The 18126-nt window shown below is 72.7% G+C and carries 14 protein-coding genes; 7 read left to right on the top strand and 7 right to left on the bottom strand.

Features of this window, described 5'->3' with window-relative positions; genetic code table 11:
- Positions 1 to 45: 45 nt before the first annotated feature.
- From ACZ63J_RS29325 to ACZ63J_RS29310, 4 genes are all read right to left on the bottom strand, one after another.
- A complete protein-coding gene (locus tag ACZ63J_RS29325) occupies positions 46 to 3354 on the bottom strand; it encodes an error-prone DNA polymerase (RefSeq protein WP_465401080.1) in 3309 nt (1102 codons plus the stop codon).
- 133 nt (positions 3355 to 3487) lie between these two features.
- Positions 3488 to 4030: a G/U mismatch-specific DNA glycosylase gene (gene mug / locus ACZ63J_RS29320; protein WP_465401079.1), complete on the bottom strand. Its 543-nt coding sequence runs from the start codon at positions 4028 to 4030 to the stop codon at positions 3488 to 3490.
- Between the two features lie 3 nt (positions 4031 to 4033).
- The gene (locus tag ACZ63J_RS29315; RefSeq protein ID WP_465401078.1) at positions 4034 to 4642 is read right to left on the bottom strand and encodes a CGNR zinc finger domain-containing protein; all 609 of its coding nucleotides are present in this window, start codon (positions 4640 to 4642) and stop codon (positions 4034 to 4036) included.
- A gap of 54 nt (positions 4643 to 4696) precedes the next feature.
- A complete protein-coding gene (locus ACZ63J_RS29310) occupies positions 4697 to 5530 on the bottom strand; it encodes an isocitrate lyase/PEP mutase family protein (protein ID WP_465401077.1) in 834 nt (277 codons plus the stop codon).
- Positions 5531 to 5768: 238 nt separating this feature from the next.
- Here ACZ63J_RS29310 and ACZ63J_RS29305 point away from each other — a divergent pair, with 238 nt between their 5' ends.
- Positions 5769 to 6263 carry a DinB family protein gene (locus ACZ63J_RS29305; RefSeq protein ID WP_465401076.1) on the top strand — a complete coding sequence of 165 codons (495 nt, stop codon included), beginning with the start codon at positions 5769 to 5771 and terminating at the stop codon, positions 6261 to 6263.
- On the opposite strand, the gene ACZ63J_RS29300 is transcribed toward ACZ63J_RS29305, so the two are convergent.
- On the bottom strand, positions 6254 to 7798 hold the full coding sequence (locus tag ACZ63J_RS29300; RefSeq protein ID WP_465401075.1) for a DNA polymerase Y family protein: 1545 nt from the start codon (positions 7796 to 7798) through the stop codon (positions 6254 to 6256). The two genes, ACZ63J_RS29305 and ACZ63J_RS29300, sit on opposite strands and share 10 nt — an antisense overlap.
- A 499-nt stretch (positions 7799 to 8297) precedes the next feature.
- Positions 8298 to 8987, bottom strand: a complete 690-nt coding sequence (locus ACZ63J_RS29295; protein ID WP_465401074.1) for a hypothetical protein — start codon at positions 8985 to 8987, stop codon at positions 8298 to 8300.
- A gap of 355 nt (positions 8988 to 9342) precedes the next feature.
- Between ACZ63J_RS29295 and ACZ63J_RS29290 the strand changes: the two genes are divergently transcribed.
- The gene (locus ACZ63J_RS29290; protein ID WP_465401073.1) at positions 9343 to 10755 is read left to right on the top strand and encodes an NAD(P)/FAD-dependent oxidoreductase; all 1413 of its coding nucleotides are present in this window, start codon (positions 9343 to 9345) and stop codon (positions 10753 to 10755) included.
- Here ACZ63J_RS29290 and ACZ63J_RS29285 read toward each other — a convergent pair.
- Positions 10683 to 12188 carry an alpha/beta fold hydrolase gene (locus tag ACZ63J_RS29285; protein WP_465401072.1) on the bottom strand — a complete coding sequence of 502 codons (1506 nt, stop codon included), beginning with the start codon at positions 12186 to 12188 and terminating at the stop codon, positions 10683 to 10685. The genes ACZ63J_RS29290 and ACZ63J_RS29285 overlap by 73 nt on opposite strands.
- A gap of 229 nt (positions 12189 to 12417) precedes the next feature.
- Between ACZ63J_RS29285 and ACZ63J_RS29280 the strand changes: the two genes are divergently transcribed.
- Genes ACZ63J_RS29280 through ACZ63J_RS29260 form a run of 5 tightly spaced genes read left to right on the top strand, consistent with a single transcriptional unit; the run spans position 12418 to position 17920 of the window.
- A complete protein-coding gene (locus ACZ63J_RS29280) occupies positions 12418 to 12813 on the top strand; it encodes a GntR family transcriptional regulator (RefSeq protein ID WP_465401071.1) in 396 nt (131 codons plus the stop codon).
- Complete coding sequence (locus tag ACZ63J_RS29275) at positions 12810 to 13691, top strand: ABC transporter ATP-binding protein (RefSeq protein ID WP_465303601.1); 882 nt, start codon at positions 12810 to 12812, stop codon at positions 13689 to 13691. The genes ACZ63J_RS29280 and ACZ63J_RS29275 overlap by 4 nt, the downstream gene beginning before the upstream one ends.
- A complete protein-coding gene (locus ACZ63J_RS29270; RefSeq protein WP_465401070.1) occupies positions 13688 to 14671 on the top strand; it encodes a transporter in 984 nt (327 codons plus the stop codon). The genes ACZ63J_RS29275 and ACZ63J_RS29270 overlap by 4 nt, the downstream gene beginning before the upstream one ends.
- A 19-nt stretch (positions 14672 to 14690) precedes the next feature.
- Positions 14691 to 15800 carry an alpha/beta hydrolase family protein gene (locus tag ACZ63J_RS29265; RefSeq protein WP_465401069.1) on the top strand — a complete coding sequence of 370 codons (1110 nt, stop codon included), beginning with the start codon at positions 14691 to 14693 and terminating at the stop codon, positions 15798 to 15800.
- The gene (locus tag ACZ63J_RS29260; RefSeq protein ID WP_465401068.1) at positions 15797 to 17920 is read left to right on the top strand and encodes an alpha/beta hydrolase family protein; all 2124 of its coding nucleotides are present in this window, start codon (positions 15797 to 15799) and stop codon (positions 17918 to 17920) included. The genes ACZ63J_RS29265 and ACZ63J_RS29260 overlap by 4 nt, the downstream gene beginning before the upstream one ends.
- Positions 17921 to 18126: the final 206 nt, after the last annotated feature.

The raw sequence follows: 18126 nt of genomic DNA, 5'->3' as shown, positions 1-18126 counted from the left end.
GGCTGAGAGCGCTCCCAGGCAGGGAACCACCGTGGCGGCGCGAAGTCAACGAAAGTCTCGGGACGGCCCGGGTTCCACGCGCAGTTCGAGCTTTTCGAGGCGGTCCGCGACGAGCGTGACAACTCCTTCGGCGGCTTGCGCCTGCCCGCGGACGAGCAACGCCGAACTGGTCCGGGCGACCAGCCGCTGCCGGTGCCACAACCCCGGTGAGACCAGGACGTTCGCCATGCCGGTCTCGTCCTCGAGGTTGAGGAACGTGATCCCGCCCGCGGTCGCGGGACGTTGCCGGTGGGTGACCGCGCCGCCGACCCACACCCGGGTGCCGTCTTCGACCGCCGCCAGCTCGGCCGTGGTGATCGCGCCGCGCGCGGTGAGCAGCTCACGCAGGTACTCCACGGGGTGGCTGTCCGGCGAGACGCCGGTGGCCCACAGGTCCGCGGCGGTGACCTCCAGCCGGGTCATGCCCGGCAGCGCGGGTGCGTCGAGACCGGGCGCCAGGCCGGGCAGGTGCCCCGGGCGGGTGGTCGCCGCCGCGCCGGCGGCCCACAGGTCCTGCCGCCGGTCGCCGCCGAACGCGCCCGCCGTGGCGAGGGCCTCGACGGCGTTCTTCTTCAGCCGGACGCGCCGGGTCAGGTCGCCGACGCCGGTGTACGGGCCGTGCGCGAGGCGTTCGGCGACGATCTCCTCGGCGACGTCGTCACCCAGGTGGCGGACGCCCGCGAGCCCGAGGCGCAGCGCGACACCGCCCGTGCTCGCGGTGTCGGGTTCGAGAGTGGCGTGCGCGAGGCTGGTGTTGACGTCGGGCTCCCGGACCCGGACGCCATGACGGCGCGCGTCCGCGACCAGGGACTGCGGGCTGTAGAAGCCCATCGGCTGCGCGCGCAGCAGCCCGGCGCAGAACGCGGCCGGGTAGTAGCGCTTGAACCACGCGCTCGCGTACACCAGGAGCGCGAACGACATCGAGTGCGCTTCCGGGAAGCCGTACCCGGAAAAGGCGTGGATCTGCTCGAAGATCCGGGTCGCCAGCTCGCGGTCGAGACCGTTGGCCTCGCAGCCCGCGAAGAACCGCGCCATCAGCGCCTTCATCTTCGCGCTGGAGCGCTTGGCGCCCATGGCGCGGCGCAGCTGGTCGGCTTCGGCCGGGGTGAACGACGCGACGTCGACGGCCATCTGCATCACCTGCTCCTGGAACAGCGGCACCCCGAGCGTTCTGTCCAAACTGGACGCCAGCAGCGGATGCGCGTGCTGCCACTGCTCTTCCTTCCGGCGGCGCCGGATGTAGGGGTGCACCGAACCGCCCTGGATCGGGCCGGGCCGGATCAGCGCGACCTCGACCACGAGGTCGTAGAACTCGCGCGGCCGCAGGCGGGGCAGCGTCGCGAGCTGGGCGCGTGACTCCACTTGGAACACCCCGACGGCGTCGGCGGCGCACAGCATGTCGTAGACCGCCGGGTCGGCGAGGTCGAGCTTGCCGATGTCCACTGTAGATTCGTGGTGCTCGGCGACGAGGTCGGTCATGTAGTGCAGCGCGGAAAGCATGCCGAGGCCGAGCAGGTCGAACTTGACCAGCCCGACGGCCGCGCAGTCGTCCTTGTCCCACTGCAGCACACTGCGGTCCTTCATCGTCGCCCACTCGACGGGGACCACTTCGGACACCGGCTGCTTCGAGATCACCATGCCGCCGGAGTGGATGCCGAGGTGGCGCGGGAAGTCCTCGATCCGCGCCGCCAGCTCGAGCACGTCGGCCGGGATCTCGCCGGCCGTCTGCTGCTTGGCGCCACCCCAGCGGTCCACGAGCTTGCCGTAGGCGTCTTGCTGACCCGGGCTGTGCCCGAGCGCTTTCGCGGCATCCCGGATCGCGGACGGCGCCCGGTAGGTGATGACGTTCGCGACCTGCGCGGCGTGGAAGCGGCCGTGTTTTTCGTAGACGTACTGGATGGCCTCCTCCCGGCGGTCGGACTCGATGTCGATGTCGATGTCCGGCGGCCCGTCCCGCTCCGGCGCGAGGAAGCGTTCGAACAGCAGGTTCCACTTCACCGGGTCGGCGTGGCAGATCTCCAGCGCGTAGCAGACCGCGGAGTTCGCCGCGGAACCCCGGCCCTGGCACAGGATGTCCGCCTCCTTGCAGAACCGGACGATGTCCCACACCACCAGGAAGTACCCGGGGAAGCCGAGCTTCTCGATGATCCCGAGCTCGTGGTCGAGCTGGGCGTAGGCCCGGGGGTTCTCCGCCCGCGGCCCGTAGCGCTTCGCCGCGCCGCGCCGGGTCAGCTCGCTCAGGAACGACATCTCGTCGTGCCCGGCCGGCACGGGGAACGGCGGCAGGTCGGGGGCGACGAGCTTGAGGTCGAAGGCCACCTCGACCCCGAGGACGGCTGCCCGGCCCACCGCGCCCGGGTACCGGCGCTCGAACCGGCGGCGCTGTTCCATCCCGGACCGCAGGAACGCCTGGCCCGACGGCGGCCGCCAGCCTTCGAGGTCCTCGGCCGACCGGCGGGCCCGGACCGCGGCCACCATGTCGGCCACCACCGCGTCTTCCGGGCGCGCGTAGTGGACGTTGTTCGACACGATCGTCGGCAGCCGCAGGGCGCGGGCCAGCTCGGCGAGGTGGTCGTTGGCGGCGTCGTCCAGGGGCTGGCGGTGGTCGATCAGCTCGACGGCGACGTGCGCCCGGCCGAACCGGTCGACGAGCCGGGCCAGTTCGGCGTGCGCGGCCGCGGGACCGCGTTCGGCCAGCGCGCGGCGGACGGCGCCCTTGCGGCAACCGGTCAGCACGACCACGTGCCCGGCCAGCTCGTCGACGAGCTCTTCGACGTCGTAGACGGGCCGGCCCTTCTCCCCGCCGGCGAGCTGGGCGTGGGAGATGACACGGCAGAGCCGGTGGTACCCGGCCTGCTGCCGGGCGAGCACGAGCAGGTGCGACCCGGCGGGATCGGGCTCGCCGGCCTGCGGAGCGGGCAGATCGAGCGACAGCTCGGCCCCGAACCCGACCCGCACACCGAGCTCCCGGGCGGCGTCGTTGAACCGGACCGCGCCGTAGAGGCCGTCGTGGTCGGTGAGGACCAGCGCGTCGAGCTCGAGCCGCGCGGCCTCCTCGACGAGCGCCTCGGGGTGGGAGGCGCCGTCGAGGAAGCTGAAGTTGGAGTGGACGTGCAGCTCGGCGTAGGGCGCCCGGATCCGGTCACCGCCGTCGTCCCGGGCGCGCCGCCCGAGCAGGTCCGCCGGCGCGCCGGCGTAGCCCTCCCGCTTGCGCGACCACGCCGGGGCGTCGTTGCCGTCGCCGGGCACGGGTGCCCGTCCGGAGGCGATCCGCTCCACTTCGGACCACGGCACACTCGGGTTGTTGAACGCCAAAACCGGCTCCTGCCACACATTTCGCTGTGGGGAAGCCAGCGACTACGGTTCGAACACACGTGCGATCTTCACCGTCGAGCTTGCGACGGCGGGCGGGCCGCTGTCAACCGCGGGCCGCGGGTAGTCGGCACCGTCACACGAGGCCGGAGCGGTCCGGGGTGCCGGTGGCCGCGCGCAGGCGGGCGAACTCGGCGGCGAGCGCCTCGGGTGGGTAGTGCGCGTTGAGACCACTGGGGTTGGGGACGATCCACACACGAGCGCCGCCGATCGGCTCGGCCTGCGGACCGAGCCGGGCGCGCGGCGCCCCGAACGCCGCGCGGTAGCCGGTGACGCCGAGCATCGCCAGCCACCGCGGCCGCAGCGGGCGGATCCGCTCGGCCAGGTCGCGGCCGCCGGCGACGAGCTCTTCGCGGGACAGCTGCGCGGCGCGGGCGGTGGGGCGGCGCACGATGCTGGTGATGCCCAGGCCCCAGCCCAGCAGGAGCCGCTCTTCTTCGGCGCGCAGCCGCCGGGGCGTGAAGCCGGAGCGGTGCAGGGCGGGCCAGAACCGGTTGCCGGGGGTGTGGAAGCTGTGGCCGGCCGCCGCGGACGTGAGGCCGGGGTTGATGCCGACGAACACCACGTCCAGCCCCTCGGCGAGAACGTCGGGCAGGACCTGGCCCTCCTCGGGTGCCATCGCTCAACGCCCCGAGTGCGCGCGTTCGCGGTGGTTCTTCGCCTTGTCCCGGTTGCCGCAGACCGCCATCGAGCACCACCGCCGTCGGTGCGACTTCGTCCGGTCGTAGAACCACAGGGCGCACTGCGGTCCGTCGCAGACGTGCACGAGCCCGCGGTCGCCGTGCGCGAACAGCTCGGCGGCGGACACGGCCGGCAACACCAGCAGCTGACCGGCTCGCTCCCAGCGGCGTCGCGCCCGCAGTTCGGGCGCGCCGGCGCCGGTGGTGACGAGCTGGAGGTGCTGGTCGTCGGTGGCGAGGACGCGGTTGATCCGCTTTTCCGCCGCGGGCGCGACCCCGCCGTCCGGGCCCGCCCACGCGTGGACGACGTCCCGGAGCCATTCGCGCAGCTCACGGGCCTGCGCGGCCGCTTCGTCGAGGTCCCCGGCCGGGAACTTCCTCGCCAGGCGCGCCCGCTCGGCGCCGTCGAGCAGCCCGGTGCTCACGAGCCAGTCGAGGAAGCTCCGGCCGGAGGCGAGCAGTTCGATCCGCTCGCCCCACGGCGCGGAGCACGTGTTGAGGAAGTTCAGCGCGGGGTGGTCGCCGGTGTTGGCCAGCTCGGTGCCGTCCATGCCTGTCCACCTGCCCCGTAACTCTCTTCAGCCCGTTTTGGAGGTTATCACCGGTCAGCGGGCGGTGAAGCCGCCGTTGATCACGTCCCAGGTCTCGATGTTCGCCACCTCGGTGTAGGTCCCGGCGGTGAGCGCCTCGCGGGTCGCCCGGACGACGAGCGAGTAGGCCGCGAACGCGACCGAGGCGCCCAGGCTGACCCGCCGGACGCCCGCCTCGGCCAGCTCGCCGACCGGGGGCGCACCCGGCCCGGCCATGATGTTCACCGGGATCGAGGACTCCCCGGCGAGCCGGGTGATGACGTCGAGATCGGTGAGGCCCGGCACGAAGATCGTGTCCGCGCCGGCGTCCGCGTAGGCCTTCGCCCGGCGCAGTGTCTCGTCGTACCGGCCTTCCGGCGCGCCGATCCCGGCCAGGTAGACGTCGGTCCGCGCGTTGATGGCGAGGTTCGCGAGCCCGGCCGCCGTCGCGGCGTCCCGCGCCGCCGTGATCCGCGCGGCCTGCGCTTCGTCGTCGAACAGGCCGCCGCCGGGGGCGCCGCCGTCTTCGAGGTTGACGCCGACGGCGCCGGCGTCGACCACCCCGCGGACGGTCTCGGCGACGTCGGCCGGCTCGGGTCCGTAACCCCCTTCGATGTCGGCGCTGACCGGCACGTCGACCGCCGCGGCGATCTCGCGGACGACGCTCAGCGCCAGTTCGCGGGTCAGGTGCTGGCCGTCGGGCAGGCCCTTGCCCCACGAAACCCCGGCACTGGTGGTGGCGACGACCTGGGCGCCGGCGTTCACCGACAGCACGGCGCTTCCCGCGTCCCACGCGTTCGGCAGGACGTAGGTGCCACTCTTGTTGAGGCTCTGCAGCTCGTCGGCCTTCTGCTGCCGGGTCCTGCCCATGACGTGACTCCCTCGCCGTAACCGTTCTTCTGTTGTTTTTCAGGTTAGCCGCGTCGCCGTAACCTGTCAAAGCAAACTTCACCGGTTACTCGTTGCCACGACGATCGGCCCTGCGGTAAGGTCTGGCCATCGCCTGCGCGGGTCCGTGAGTTCCCGGACCTCGTCGCTCTTGCGAACCACCACCGGTCAGCGCACTCCGCGCGCAACTCTGCCCTCCTCACGAGAATCGAGCCCTGTCATGCCTTGGTCCATCCCGCAGACCACCACCGGAAGCGAACGCCACCTGCTCGAACGCACCCTCGACCGCAACCGCGCCGAGCTGGTCGCCACCGTGCGCGGTCTGTCCGAAGTGGACGCCCGCCGTCGTCTGGTGGCGTCCCTGACCACGCCGATCGCGCTGCTCAAGCACGCCGCCGTCGCCGAACGGATCTGGTTCCACCACATCCTCGCGGGGGTGCCCAAGAGCGAGTGTGACGGCGGCACGACCGGCGGTGACCCCAGTTTCCTGGTCGGCGACGGCGAAACACTGGCCGAGGTGATCGCCGAGTTCGAGCGGGCCAGTGCGCGTTCCCGGTCTCTCGCGGCCGGGTTCGGCCTCGACGACGTCCGGACCCATCCCCACCTCGGCGACGTCAACCTGCGGTTCATCTACTTGCTCGCGATCGAGGACTTCGCGCGGCACGCGGGCCACGGTGACATCCTCCGCGAGCAGCTCACCGCCGGTCAGTCGTAGACCCCTTCGACAGTCCACTGTGGAGCATCGCCGACGGTTCCTTTGAGCAGCAGGGCGATGTCGTCTTCCGCACCCTCCAGCACCACCTGGACCCGCACGACCGCCGGGTGGACGATCCACGGGCCGGCCGCGCCGAGGACCCGTCTCGGCGGGCCGCCGTCGACACTCACGGTCACCGGCGGGTAGGTGAGCTCGCCGCGCGCGGTGCAGCGGACGACGTCACCGACGGCGTCGAGCACCTTCGCCGCGGGCGGCCGCGGTGGCACCAGCGAAGGTGACGGCGCGGGCAGCCGTCCCGGCCACGGCCGGTCTTCGGTGGCGGGGCGGCGCGGTTCGCCCCACGGGACGAGCCGGACGCGCTCGGCCGGGCCGCGGCCGCCGTCGAGCAACGGCGTCACCACCGCGTCCGGGCCCAGCAGGCCCTGGATCCGGACCAGGGCCCGCCCGGCGCGTTCGGCGGCGTCGGCGTCGCGGCCCATCGAGCCGAGCTGTAGCTGGAGCGCCTGCCCGCCGACGACTTCCTCGGGGTCGAGGCGCAGCCGGACGATGCCGGCGCTGGGCCGGTCGCGTTCGGTGAGCCAGCCTTCGCACTGCCAGCGCACGCGGTCCGCCGTCGTGCGGGCGGTGAGGGGCTCGGCGCAACGCCAGACGCGGACGCGTTCCTCGCCGGCTTCGGTGAGGGCGGTGATCGCGAGCCGGGTGCACGCGAGGCCGTGGCGGGCGAGTCCGGCGAAGAAGCGCTCGCCGAGGGTTTTGGCGACGAACGCGGCTTCGTCGACGCGCGCCAGCGGGTCCTCGAAGTCTTCGGTGACCGTGAGGTCCGGCGGCAGGGCGCGGCGCACGGGCGGCCGTTCGGACAGGCCGCGCGCGAGGCGGTGGGCGACGATGGCGTCCCGCGGGAAGCGGCCGGCGACGTCGCGTTCGGTCAACGCGGCGAAGGCGCCGAGGGTGCGCAGGCCGAGCCGCCGGAGCAGCCCGACGAGTTCACCGCGGTCCTCCCCCGGCTGGTCCAGCTCGGTGACGGCGAGGGGCGCGAGGAAGTCCCTCGTTCCACCCTCGGGCACGAGGGCGGACCGCCGCGCGGCGAGGGTCGCGGCGAACAACCCGTCGGCGATCCCGATCTGGCACTCGACACCGGCCCGCGCGCTGACTTCGTCGACGAGCAGCTCGGCGAGGGCGGCTTCGCCCCCGAAGTACTGGGCGGCGCCGGCGACGGGAACGGCGACGATCCCGGGCCGCACCACCTCGACCCCGACGGCCTGAGCCTCGACGGCGGCGGCGACGGGCTCGAACAGCCGGGCGTCGCGGTCCGGATCGTGTTGGTGCACAACGAGTTCGGGGCACCGGGACTGCGCGTCCCGCCGGCGCATCCCCCGCCCGACCCCACCGCGGCGGGCGCCGGCGGAGCAGGCGACAACCCGGTTGGCGGAGAAAACGGCGGCGGGAGCAAGCGGCGGCGTACCGGCGGCCGCACCGGCGGCGACGACCGGCCAGTCGGGACACCACAGCACCAGCAGCCGTGGTGCGTCGGTCATGCCGGTTCGGCCCGCCGGTGGATCGTCGCGGGGCTTCGCCGAGGTCGCGCTTCGGGCGTGCGGACCGATCGCAGCGGCACGACGGCGAACGTCACGATCTCGGGCACGTGGACCGCGACCACCCTCACCGCGACGGCCGACGCCATGGACACGATCGCCGAGACCAACCGGAAAACCCTGGTGGCGGAGGCGAAAGCCGCGCACGCCTCGGTCGCTTCGCGCGCCCGGCCAGCCGCCGGCCCGCAGCGGCCGCGATCCCGCCCTCCGGACCCGGCACCTGCGGCCGCACACACCTCGGCCACCCCACGCGCCCGGCCAGCCGCCGGTCCGCAGCGCCCGCGATCCCACCCTCCGGACCCGGCACCTACAGCCGCACACACCTCGGCCACCCCACGCGCCCGGCCAGCCGCCGGCCCGCAGCACCCGCGATCCCGCCCTCCGAACCCGGCACCTACAGCCGCACACGCCTCGGCCACCTCACGCGCCCGAGGTCCTACGCTCACCCCGCCACCCCGGCCAGCCGCCGGTCCGCGGCACCCGCGATCCCGCCGTCCAGACCCGGCAGCTGCAGCCGTGCCGACGACGGACGAGCCGCCGCTCCCCGGCCTCGGCTGGTCGCCAGCACTTCCCGGCTCCGCAGGTGCCCGTGGCCGTCCGGGGTCAGGCCCTGCCAGCGGCGGCCGGAAACTCTCAGCTCCACGTCCGCGCCCGGCCACGCTCCCGCCGCCAGCAGGACCGTTCCGCGGTTGCGGACCCGGCCCGCCAGGCGGCGGGCCAGCTGCGGCCGGACCTCGCCCACCAGGGCCGGGCCGAGGACCACCAGGTCGAAGCCGTCCACCAGTGCCGAGGTCACGGCGGCCAGCTCCGCGCCGGGGTGGGGCACCAGGGCGACGCGGTCCAGGTGCACCCCCAGCTCCGCCGCCGCGGCCAGGCCGAGCTCCGGCAGCCCGGTCACCGCCGCCCAGGAGCCGTCGCGGGTCGCCGATGCCAGCAGGGCCAGCACCAGGGATGTCGCGCCGCGGACCGCCACCGTCGTGCCGCGGCGCAGGCCGCCGCCCGGGAGGAGGCGGGCCAGCACCGGGGACACCGCCAGCACGTCCTCGGCGGCCGGGGCCGGTCCGCGCAGCTGCGCGGCCGTGCTCACCCCCGGGATCGCCGTCAGTCCGGCCACCGCCTCGGGCACCGCCATCACCACCCACCTCCAGCACCACGTACTCGTACCGGAGACACCGGCGAACCATTTCATCGAACACTTGTTCGCATACTGCGAGACGGGAGGTCCCGCTGTCAAGCCGGGCTCACCCCACCGGGCGTTGGTGCGTTCGGGGGGTCGTTCCGCCCCGGGCTCAACCGGTCACGGACCGTCCGCGTGGTGCCGACGTCACCGGCAGACGGCCTCGCCGCCCGGCTGACGAACGGCCCGGTCGGCGTCCCCTAACCGCCGGCCGGGCCGCCTCCCCCGGTGTGACGGAGGGAACCTCGCGCACTCGTCACGGCCGGGCCGGGCGCCTCGTCCAGGGGGTGACGCGAGAAAAGAGGACAAGATGCGCCGGATCCTGATCGTCGGTGGTGGTTACGCGGGCTTCTACGCCGCGTGGAAGCTCGAGAAGAAGCTGCGGCGCGGCGAGGCCGAGGTCACCCTCGTCGACCCCCGCCCCTACCTCACCTACCAGCCGTTCCTGCCCGAGGTCGTGGCCGGCGCGGTCGAAGCCCGGCACGCCGCGGTGTCGCTGCGGCGGCACCTGCGCCGGACGCGGATCGTCGCGGGGACGGTGACCGCCGTCGACCACGCGCACCGCGTCGTCACCGTGCGGCCCGCCGACGGCGAGACGTTCGAACTCGGGTACGAGCTGATCGTGGTCACCGCCGGCGCGGTCACTCGGACGCTGCCCGTGCCCGGGATCGCCGAGCAGGCGATCGGCCTCAAGCACGTCGAAGAGGCCGTCACGATCCGGGACCGGCTGCTCACCGCGTTCGACCGCGCCGCGACCCTCCCGGCCGGCGCGCACCGCCGGAAGCTGCTCACGGTCACCTTCGTCGGCGGCGGCTTCTCGGGGGTCGAGGGCTTCGGCGAGCTGCTGTCACTGGCGACGGCGCTGCTCAAGCGCTACCCGGAGCTGCACCGCGACGAGCTGCGCTTCCACCTCGTCGAGGCGTCGGGCCGCATCCTGCCCGAGGTCACCGACCGCCCGGGCCGCTGGGTCGTGCGGGAGCTGCAGCGGCGGGGCGCGCACGTCCACCTGGACACACTGGTGACGTCGGCGGCGAACGGGCACGTGACGCTCTCGACCGGGGAGGAGTTCGACTCGGAGCTGATCGTCTGGACCGCGGGCAACGGCGCCAACCCGGTGGTCGGCCGGCACACCGACCTCCCGGTCGACGAGCGCGGCCTGGTCGTCGTGCGGCCGGACCTGCGTGTCGGCACCGAAGCCGAGCCCGTGCCGGACGCCTGGGCGGCCGGGGACGACGCCGCGGTGCCCGACCTCGCCTCGCCGGTCCCGGGCGCACGCACCGTGCCCAACGCCCAGCACGCGTACCGGCAGGGAAAACTGCTGGCCCGCAACATCATCGCAACCCTGCGCGGCCGCGCGCCGAAGCCCTACGTCCACCACAGTCTGGGCGCGATCGCGACGCTCGGCCTCGGCCGCGGCGTCTTCCAGTACCGGCGGCTGGTGGTCACGGGCTTCCCCGCTTGGTTGCTGCACCGCGGTTACCACGTGCTGGCGGTGCCCAGCTGGGAACGCAAGGTCCGCGTCCTCGCGGTGTGGCTGACGGCGGCCGTCTTCGGGCGCGACATCCTGTCGCTGGCTTCGGTCCAGCACCCGCGTGACGCGTTCGTGGCGGCGGGCCGCACCGGGGGTTCCGGCGCGGCCCACCGCCCCGCTCAGGCGGCGAACGGGCTGGCGTCGACCGCGCAGGTCTTGCCGGCGGCCGGGAAGGCGCCCGAGATCAGGTAGTCCCGCTTCACCTGCTCGGTGCACGTGCTCGGCACGTACATCGACGAGTGCCCGTACCCCTCGGTGACGAACACCCGCGCCCGGGCCAGCTCCGCCGCGCCGTCCCGGGCGCCGGCCAGCGGCGTCGAGGGGTCGTAGCGGTTGTTCAGCACCAGGATCTCCGCCGACGTCGGGCGGTTCCACGGGCCCGTGTACCGGTCCGCGTCGTGCGCCTGCCAGAACGCGCAGCTCATCATGTCCAGCACGGCGATCCGGCCGAAGTACGGCACCCGCTGGTCTTCCGACTCCGCGTACCGGCTGTAGACCGCCGGGTCGGTCGGCACATCGCTGTCACTGCACTGGATCGCGTTGAAGGCTTCGGTGCGGTTGGCCGTGTAGGGCTCGCCCGCCTTGAACGCGGAGGCCGTCTTGGGTGCGTCGTACAGCCGCTGCAGCAGCGAGGCGATGTCCGGCCAGCCCCGCGAGTCGGACAGGTCGCCCGCCGCGTTGATGATCCCGGAGTACGTCCAGGTTTCGCCGTCGCTGACGATCGGGGCCTGCTTCGCCCGGGCCGTCAAAGCCGCCCACTTCGCCTTCGGGTCACCCGAAGAGAACGCGCACTTCGGCCCGGCTTCCGTGCACAGGCGCAGGAACTGGTCGAACGTCTGCGCAATCCCGGTGGCGACGTCCTGCCGGGTGTCGAGCGGAACACTGCGACCGCTGCCGTCGTGGCCGGTGGCGTTGCCGATGAAGTCCATGGTGCCGTCGAACACCATGGCGCGGACGCGGTTCGGGAACAGGTTGGCGTAGGTGGCGCCGAGCTGCGTCCCGTAGGAAATGCCGTGGTAGGTCAGCTTTTGGTCGCCGACCGCGCGGCGCAGCAGTTCCAGGTCCCGCGCGGTGTTCGCGGTCGAGACGTGCTCGAGGATCGGGCCCGCGTTCGCCGTGCAGCGGTCCGCCAGCTCCTTCGACTTCGCGTAGAAGGCCGCGTTGCCACTCGGGTCGCCGGGCATCTCCGGGAACGCCCCGAAGAACGACTCCTGCTCGGCCAGCGTGCCGAAGCAGCGCACGGCGGTGCTGGTGGCGATCCCGCGCGGGTCCCACGACACGACGTCGAACCGCGCGCGCAGCTGGTCGGAGAACAGCCACGGCCACTTCCCGCGCTCGCGCAGCCGCTGCAGGCCGGACGCGCCCGGGCCGCCGAAGTTGACGAACAGCGTGCCGATCTTGCGGGTGGGATCGGTGGCGGGCAGCTTGATCAGCGCGAGGTCGATCTTCGCGCCGGACGGCCGGTCGTAGTCCAGCGGCACCTTCGCCGTGGAACATTCGAAGCCGTCTTCGCAGCCGGTCCAGCTCAGTTTCGGAGTGGGAACGCTGTCGACGGAAGCCGAAGCCACCGCCGGTCCGGCCGCGACGGCCAATGAGGCCCCGAGCGCGACGACCAAGCCGCGCACCAGACCTCCCCCAGTGAGACGACGCACGAAGAACCCTTTCGTCGGGAAACGATCACCCCTCCAGACGGGCGAGGAGGTGGTGTGGTTGGCAGGCCGGCCGGAAAAGCTCGCCGGCCGCCCCTGGGTACTTCGCGGAAAGCCCGGTTCGGGTTCCGGCCGCGAAGAACCCCTGGCGCCGACTTCCCCTCTTTAGCTATAGTGCTAGTCACCTAGTTAAATGGAGTTGCCGATGATCGAGTTCCACCTCGACGCCCGGTCGGGCCTGTCGCCGTACCAGCAGCTGGTCCAGCAGGTGCGGCACGCGCTGCGGCTGGGCCTGCTGAGCAAGGGAGACCAGCTCCCGAAGGTCAAGGACGTGGTCGCCGGCCTGGCGATCAACCCCAACACCGTGCTGAAGGCCTACCGCGAGCTCGAACACGACGGGCTCGTGTCGGCCCGGCCGGGGGTCGGCACGTTCGTGACCGCGACGCTGAACGGGGGCGCCTCGTTCGCGGCGCTCGGGCCGTTGCGGCAGGACCTGAGCCGCTGGCTGGCGAAGGCCCGCAAGGCCGGTCTCGACGAAGAGAGCATCGAGGCCCTGCTGATGTCCACGTTTCGCGACTCCGCCAGAGAGGACATAGCGTGACCGTCCTGCGCGCCCAGGGACTGGGCAAGAAGTACAAGCGCAAGCAGGCGCTGACCGGCTGCACGCTCGAGATCGAGGCCGGGCACGTCACCGGGCTCGTCGGCCCCAACGGCGCCGGCAAGTCCACCCTGCTGAACATCGCCGCCGGCATGCTCGAGCCGACCACCGGCACGATCGAGGTGTGCGGCGGGGTGCCGGGCAGCGGGCCGGAGCAGCTGGCGAAAGTCGGTTACGTCGCCCAGAGCACACCTGTCTACAGTGGACTGACCATCGAGGAGCACCTGCGGCTCGGCGCGCACCTCAACCCGCGCTGGGACGACTCGCTCGCCACCAAGCGGGTCGAGCGGCTGGGCTTGGACCCGAAGCAGGCCGCCGGGAAGCTGTCCGGCGGCCAGCGCGCCCAGCTCGCGCTCACCCTCGGCATCGCCAAACGGCCCGAGCTGCTGCTGCTCGACGAGCCGGTCGCGGCGCTGGACCCGCTGGCGCGCCGGGAGTTCCTGCAGGACCTCATGGAGTCGGTCGCCGAGCACGGGCTGTCCGTGGTGATGTCCTCGCACCTGGTCAACGACCTCGAACGCGTCTGCGACCACCTCGTGGTGCTGGTGGCGTCCCAGGTCCGGGTGATCGGCGACGTCGACGAGCTGCTCGCCACCCACCACCGGCTGACCGGGGCGCGCCGCGACGTCGAGACGCTGCCGGCGGACCAGCACGTCATCTCGGCGAAGCACACCGACCGCCAGACCACCGTGCTCGTCCGCACCGAGGCGCCGATCCTCGACCCCGCGTGGACCGTCGGGCAGATCGGCCTGGAGGACCTCGTCCTCGAGTACATGAGCAACCCCGCCGCCGCCCGCCCCGCCCTGGAGGTCCTCCGATGACCTGGCTGACCTGGCGTCAGTTCCGCACGCCCGCGTTGTCCGTGTTCGCCGCGCTGGTCGTGATCGGCGTCGTGCTCGCGATCACCGGGCCGGAGCTGGTGGGCCGCACGAGCTTCTCCGACCAGGACACCCTCTTCGCCGGGACGATCCTCGTGCTCTACCTGCTGCCCGCGGTGATCGGCGTCTTCTGGGGCGTCCCGATGATCACGCGTGAGCTGGAGAGTGGCACGCACAGCCTGGTGTGGAACCAGACCGTCACGCGCAAGCGGTGGCTCACCACCAAGCTCGGGGTCGGAATGCTGACCGCGATGGTCGCGGCCGGCCTGCTCGGCTGGGCGGTGTCGTGGTGGGCGAGCCCGATCGACGCGCTGGCGGCCCAGCAGACCGATCGCGGGATGCTCTCGCGCATCATGCCGGTGGTGTTCGGCGCGCGTGGCATCGTCCCGATCGGCTACGCGGCCTTCGCCCTCGCGCTCGGCGTCGCGGTCGGGATGCTGCTGAAGCGGACGGTGGCCGCCATGGCCGTGACGCTCGTCGTGCTCGCCGCCGTGCTGCTCCTGGTGCCGAACTTCGTGCGGCCGTACCTGCTGCCGCCGCAGCAGCTGACGGTCGCGATCGTCGGCGAGGACATCACGAACATCACCGGCGACGAAACCGGCCGGGTGCAGGAGATCGGCGTGCGGAACCCGGCCGGCGCGTGGGTGCTGGCCAACGAGACCGTCGACCCGAGCGGGAACGTGGCCTCGCCGCTGCCGGACTTCGTGCAGAACTGCCTGCCGCGCCCGGGTGGCGGCCCGCCGGAACGCGGCTCCCTCGAACAGTGCATGGCCCAGCTGGGCACCCACGGCTACCAGCAGCGCCTGACCTACCAGCCCGGCTCGCGGTTCTGGCCGTTGCAGTGGCTCGAGCTCGCACTCTTCCTCGCGATGACCGCCCTGCTCACCTGGTTCTGCTTCCGTCGCATCCGTCACCTGTCCTGACCCGGTTCCTGGGGGAATCATGCGCACTCTCGCGGTAGCCACCGCCTTGACGCTCACGCTCTCCGCGTCACCCGCTTCGGCGGCCACGACGCCCTACCTGCCCCGGCCGACCGGCCACGAGCCCGTCGGTGTCACGTCACTGTCCCTTAAGGACACTTCGCGCCCCGACCCGTGGGTGCCGACGGTGCCCTACCGGGAGCTGATGGTCTCCGTCTTCTACCCGGCGACCTCGGCGAACGGGCCCAAGAAGCAGTACATGACCCCGCTCGAGTCCGAGCGCAACCTCGAACGGGAGAACATCCCGGGGCTGCCGCTCGACGTCCTGAGCACCGTCCGGACGAACGCGGTCGTCGACGCGAGACCGGCCGGGCGGTGGCACGACCTGCCGCTGGTCGTCCTCTCGCCGGGCTGGACCCAGCCGCGGGCCACGCTCACCGCGCTGGCCGAAGACCTCGCCAGCCGCGGCTACGCCGTCGCGGCGATCGACCACACCTACGAAAACCGCGCCACGACCTTCCCCGACGGCCACGTCACCGGCTGCGCCGCCTGCGAGGTCGACGACCAGCCAGGGATCTGGGAGAAGGTCGCGCAGGTGCGGTCGAAGGACACGTCGTTCGTGCTCGACTCGCTGCTGCGCTCGAAGAAGTGGGGCGCCCTGATCGACCCGCGGCGGATCGGCATGACCGGGCACTCCGCGGGCGGCGCGATCACGACACAGGCGATGCTGGCCGACCCGCGCATCCGGGCCGGGGCCGACATCGACGGCAGCATCCACGTCCCGCTCCCGGCGTCCGGGCTGGCGCGGCCGTTCCTGTTCCTGGGCAGCATGGACGAGTACACCCCGGGGCAGCCGGGTCCCTACGACGACTGGGAAACCGACTGGACGCACCTCACCGGGTGGAAGCGCTGGCTCATGGTGTCCGGCACCGCGCACGCGTCGTTCACCGACCTCGGTGTGCTCGCCGACCAGCTGGGCGTCGACCTCGGCGCGTCGATTCAGGGGGAACGCGCGCTGACGATCACACGGAACTACGTAAGCGCTTTCTTCGACCGGAACCTGCGCGGCCGGCCGCAACCACTGCTGGCCGCGCCCTCACCCGCCTACCCGGAAGTGACGTTCACCGGATGAAGAAGACGATCCTCCTGGGCGTCACGGCACTGGCCTTCACGCTGCCGGCGCCGACCGCCTCGGCGTCCCCGGCGCTCACGCTGGCGAAACCCACCGGCGACCAGCCGGTGGGCACGACCTCCCTGTACCTCAAGGACACTTCGCGGCCGGACCCGTGGGTCGCGACCGTGCCCTACCGCGAGCTGATGGTGTCCCTGTTCTACCCGGCGGTTTCGGCGCAGAGGCCGAAGAAGCAGTTCATGACGGAAACCGAAGCGGCCGCCGTCTTCGAGGAGGCCGGGATCACCGGCATCCCCCCGGCGGTGCTGACGACGGTGCGCACCGACGCCGTGGTCGACGCCCGGCCGGCCGGGCGCCACCTGCCGCTGGTCGTGCTGTCGCCCGGGTTCAAGCGGCCCCGCGCCGAGCTGACGTCCCTCGCCGAGGACCTGGCGAGCCACGGCACCGCGGTCGTCGTGGTCGACCACACCTACGAGAACGTCGCCACGACGTTCCCCGACGGCCACGTCACCGGCTGCGCGGCCTGCGGCAACTACGACGACGCGTTCTGGACGAAGCTGCAACGCGGGCGCGCCACGGACGTGTCGTTCGTGCTGGACTCGCTGACGCACTCGAAGTGGGCGTCGCTGATCGACGCGTCCCGGATCGGCATGGCCGGGCACTCGGTCGGCGGGGCGAGCGCGCTCGGCGCGATGGTGGCCGACCCGCGGATCAAGGCGGGGATCGACATCGACGGCACGACGGACGTCCCGCTGCTCGCACCGGGCCTCGACCGGCCGTTCCTGTTCCTGGGCCGGGCGAACACGTACACGCCCGGGACCGGCCAGGAATCCGGTACCTGGCAACGGGACTGGGCGCAGCTGACGGGCTGGAAGCGGTGGCTCGTCGTGGCGGGCATGGCGCACCCGTCGTTCACCGACATCGGTTTGGTGGGTGAGCAGCTCGGCCTCGACTTCGGTGCGACGACCCCGGCCGCGCGCGGCCAGGCGATCACCGCGGCGTACGTCGGGGCGTTCTTCGACCAGCACCTGCGCGGCCGGGCCCAGCCACTGCTGGACCAGCCGTCTTCGCGGTACCCGGAGGTCAGCTTCGCCCGGACGTCGACGCCGTACCTGCCCGCGCCGACCGGGGACCGGCCGGTCGGCAGCACGGCGGTGTACCTGAAGGACACCTCGCGGCCCGACCCGTGGGTGCCGTCGGTGCCCTACCGCGAGCTGATGGTGTCGCTGTTCTACCCGGCGGCGTCGGCCAAGGGCCCGAAGACGCCGTACCTGACCGCCGCCGAGTCCGCGGCCCTGCTGACCGGCAGCGGCCTGGCCGTGCCACCGGACTGGCTCACGACGATGGTGACGAACTCCGTGGCCGGCGCCCGGCCGGCCGGGCACGGGCTGCCCCTGGTCGTGCTTTCGCCCGGCTACACCAAACCCCGCGCGACGCTCACCGCGCTGGCCGAGGACCTGGCCAGCCACGGGTATGCCGTCGCGGTGGTCGGCCACACCTACGAGAACGCCGGGACGAGCTTCCCCGACGGCCGGTTCGCCGGCTGCGCGTCGTGCGAAGTGCCGCACGACAGCGCGTTCTGGCAGAAGCTGGAGCACGGCCGCGCGGCCGACGTGGCGTTCGTGCTGGACTCGTTGACCCACTCGGCGTGGGCCGGGCTGGTCGACGCGTCCCGGATCGGCATGGCCGGGCACTCCGTCGGCGGGGCGAGCACCCTGCCCACGATGGTCGCCGACCCGCGGATCAAGGCCGGGATGGACATCGACGGCACCACCGAGGTGGGGCTCACGGCGCCCCTTTCGCGGCCGTTCATGTTCGTGAGCCACCAGCCGGCGCCCACGGCCTGCGCGCCGGGGAACGAGCCGTGGGAACGGGACTGGGCCCAGCTGAGCGGCTGGAAGCGCTGGGCCGAAGTGGCGGGCACGCAGCACGCGTCGTTCACCGACGTCGGGCTGGCCGGTGACGAGCTCGGCGCCGACTTCGGGGCGAAGACCGGGGCGCTCCGGACGCAGGAGATCACGCGGACGTACGTGAACGCGTTCTTCGACCAGCACCTCCGGGGGAAGCCGCGGCCGGTGCTCGACCGGCCGGGTGATCCGGAAGTCTCGTTCTGCCACTGAAAAGACGGCGGAAGCGGCACTCGTGGGGGTGTGCCGCTTCCGCCGTTTCCGGGCAAAAGGCGTAGATCGAACGCTCACCCTGCTCGCCACGTCCCGTCGCCGGACGGCCCGCCGGGCGCGGCCTCGCCCGCACCGCCGCCGTGGCCGTCACCGCCGCTGAGCCAGACGCTGTGGCTCGCGATCCGGCTCACCACGCTGATGTGACC

The sequence above is a fragment of the Amycolatopsis sp. NPDC104863 genome (assembly GCF_055582965.1).
This window is presented reverse-complemented; position numbering and strand designations above follow the sequence as displayed.